At 73.8% G+C, this 2019-nt stretch carries 2 protein-coding genes; both read right to left on the reverse strand.

What is annotated here, in order from left to right; genetic code table 11:
* The coding region (locus tag A5709_RS09975) for an o-succinylbenzoate synthase (RefSeq protein WP_082973833.1) at positions 1–919 on the reverse strand (919 nt) is incomplete at its 3' end.
* The coding region (locus tag A5709_RS09980) for an amidohydrolase (RefSeq protein ID WP_068119710.1) at positions 916–2019 on the reverse strand (1104 nt) is incomplete at its 5' end. The genes A5709_RS09975 and A5709_RS09980, both read right to left, overlap by 4 nt.

Raw genomic sequence — 2019 nt, forward strand, 5'->3', positions numbered from 1 at the left:
GCTCCGCGGGCGCCGCGAGGGCCCGCAGCCGCGCCGGGTCGGGGGTGACCGGCGCGACCGCCAGGGTGCCGTCGACGGGGGAGGCGACGTCGGCGACGTCCTCGACGAACAGCCCGCCGGTGCCGAGCCCGCACGCGTGGCGCAGTACCGGCAGGGCCGCCGCGGCGGCCAGGCCATGGCTGATGCCGACCGCCGAGTCGATCGCGCTGGAGACCACGACCGGGATGTCGATCTGCGCGGCGATCGCGAGCATGGCCGAAACGCCGCCCAGCGGGCCCACTTTGAGCACCGCGATGTCGGCGGCGCGGGCGCGGACGACGGCGAGCGGGTCGTCGGCCTTGCGGATGCTTTCGTCGGCGGCGATCGGCACGCCGATCCGCGCGCGTAGGGCCGCGAGCTCGTCGACGGTCGCGCATGGTTGTTCGAGGTATTCCAGCGGGCCGTCGGCGGTCAGGGCGGTGGCCGCCCGCACCGCCTGCTCGACGGTCCAGCCGCCGTTGGCGTCCACCCGCACGGTCGGCACGAGTTCGCGCACGGCGTTGACCCGCTCGACGTCGTCGGCCAGCGTCTGGCCGGGCTCGGCGACCTTCACCTTGGCGGTGCGGGCACCCGGGAACCGGGCCAGCACCTCGCCCACCCGGGCGGCGTCGACGGCCGGGACGGTGGCGTTGATCGGGATGCGGTCCCGCCGTCGTGGCGGCGGCGGGCGGTAGGCGGCCTCGATGCCGGCGGCCAGCCAATGCGCGGCCTCGGGCGGCGCGTACTCCAGGAAGGCGCCGAACTCGCCCCAGCCCGCAGGGCCCTCGATCAGCGCGACCTCGCGGGTGGTGATGCCGCGGAACCGCACCCGCATCGGCAACGCGACCACGTGCAGGCGGTCCAAGAGGTCTTGCAGGCGGGGCGGGCGCGTGGGCGTCACTGCCCGTAGACCTGGCGGCCCGCGAGAAACGTCGCGCGCACGTCCAGATCGGCGATCTGCTCGGGCGGCACGGTCCGCGGATCGGCCGACAGCACCACCAGGTCGGCGTACTTGCCCACCTCCAGCGAGCCGGTCACGTCGTCGGCGAACAACTGCCAGGCCGCGTCGATGGTCTGCGCGCGGATGGCCTGCTCGACGGTCAACCGCTCCTCGGGCGCCAGCACCCGGCCGCTGGGCGCCGTGCGCGTGACCGCGACGCTGATGTTGCGCAGCGGCTCCTCGGGCGTGACCGGGGGGTCGTTGTGCAACGAGATGCGCATGCCGGTCGCGACCGCGGAACCGGCTGGCATCCAACGGGATCCACGCTCGGGACCGAACAGGCCGTCGACGATGATGTCGCCCCAGTAGTGGATCTGGTCCACGAAGATGCTGCAGGTGACCCCGAGGTCGGCGGCGCGCCGCAGCTGCTCGGGCCGGATGGCGCCGACGTGCTCGAGCCGCAGCCGGTGGTCGTCGCGGGGGTGTCGGCGCAGGGCCTCCTCGTAGACGTCGAGGATGGTGTCCACCCCGGCGTCGCCCTGTACGTGGCAGGCCATCGGCCAGCCCAGCGGGAAGTAGGCGCCGACGATTTCGCTCAGCTGTTCGCGGGTGTAGTTGGCGTGCCCGCAGGAACCGGGCGGCACCCCGATGGTGCGGGTGGCGTCGGTGTCCAGGTAGGGGAAGGACATGGCGATGTTGCCGACCCACGGCGAGCCGTCGACCCAGATCTTGATGCCGACCTGGCGCAGCATGTCGTCGCCCTGGCCGGGGGTGGCGTCGGTGCGCATCTGCGGGTTGGAGATCTCGTAGGTGCGCAACCGGACCGTCAGCTGGTCGCGCAGCCGCTCGACGACCGGCCCGAACGCCGGGTCGAAGGCCATCTCGGAGCAGGTTGTCAGGCCGGCGCGGTTGAGCCGCGCGCATTCGGCGAGCAGCATCGCCGGGTAGTCGCCGGGCGCGATGGCCCCGGCCAGCAGCGGGAACACCGCGCCGGTCTCCTCGGCGCTGCCGTCCAGGTCGCCGTGCGTGTCGCGGCCGTACCGCGCACCCTTGGGATCGGG

Source organism: Mycobacterium sp. E1386, assembly GCF_001672745.1.
Classification (GTDB): domain Bacteria; phylum Actinomycetota; class Actinomycetes; order Mycobacteriales; family Mycobacteriaceae; genus Mycobacterium.